The sequence below is a fragment of the Rhizobacter sp. P2_H2 genome, from assembly GCF_056403375.1.
Genome location: NZ_JBFUFP010001534.1, coordinates 1 through 945, shown reverse-complemented (window position 1 = coordinate 945; position 945 = coordinate 1). Strand labels below are relative to the sequence as shown.

Sequence of the window (945 nt, the reverse complement as noted above, 5' to 3'; positions counted from 1 at the left end):
GCAAGGACGAGAAGGTGAGCCTGCCGCCGCTGGTGGGCGCGCTGCTGAAGAACGAACAGGATGTGTCGCTGTTCGAGAAGCTCGTGTTCATGCAGAAGCACAACCGATGACGCCTGGCGGGCAGTGGCTCCGGCCTCTCCCCGCCATCCCCCGTCAATCCCGTTTCCCCACGAACGCCGCTCACGAGGCGGCCCGCACCATCATGGCCCGACACAAGACCCTGAGCATCGATGACCTGTGGGCGCTGCAGCGCGTCGGCGGACTGTGCCTGTCGCCCGACGGCGCGCAGGCGGTCTGTTCGGTCGGCAGCTACTCGATGGAGGACAACAAGGGCATGTCGGCCCTGTGGCTGCTGTCGACCTTCGGCGGCGGGCCGCGCCGGCTGACGCAGGCCGGCGAGAAGGATGGCCAGCCGGCCTGGTCGCCGACCGGCGAGCGCATCGCGTTCATCGCGCGGCGCGAGCAGCAGGGCAAGAAGGACGACACGCCGCAGCTGTACGTGATCGCGCCCGATGGCGGCGAGGCGCGCCGCGTCAGCGATTTCGCGCCGGGCGTGGAGGCCTTCAAGTGGTTCCCCGACGGCAAGCGCATCGCGTTCGTCTCGTGGGTGTGGCCGGATGTGCGCGGTGCCGCCGCGCAGGCCAAGCGCCACCAGGCCTTCAAGGACCGCAAGGAAACCGCCTACGTGACGAGCGAGGCGCAGTACCGCTACTGGGACCGCAACCTGCCGATGGAGCGGGTGGCGCACGTGCTGGTGCTCGACGTCGAGAGCGGCCGGGTGCGCGACCTGTTCGAGGGCAGCGGCTACGAGCTGCAGCGCGGCGACCCCGACGCGCATTCGTTCGACATCTCGCCCGACGGCCGGCACGTCGCGTTCGCGTTCGACCCGGCGCCGGAGAAGCGGCTGGACCATTGCAAGTCATTGGCCGAGGTGGTGGTGCGCAC

General features: G+C 69.6%; 1 protein-coding gene and 1 pseudogene. Both read left to right on the top strand.

From position 1 onward, the window contains the following. Positions 1-110: pseudogene (locus tag AC1D15_RS34535) on the top strand (AAA family ATPase); the annotation flags it as partial. 92 nt (positions 111-202) lie between these two features. After that, on the top strand, positions 203-945 hold a 743-nt coding region (locus AC1D15_RS34530), incomplete at its 3' end, for a TolB family protein (RefSeq protein ID WP_477829622.1).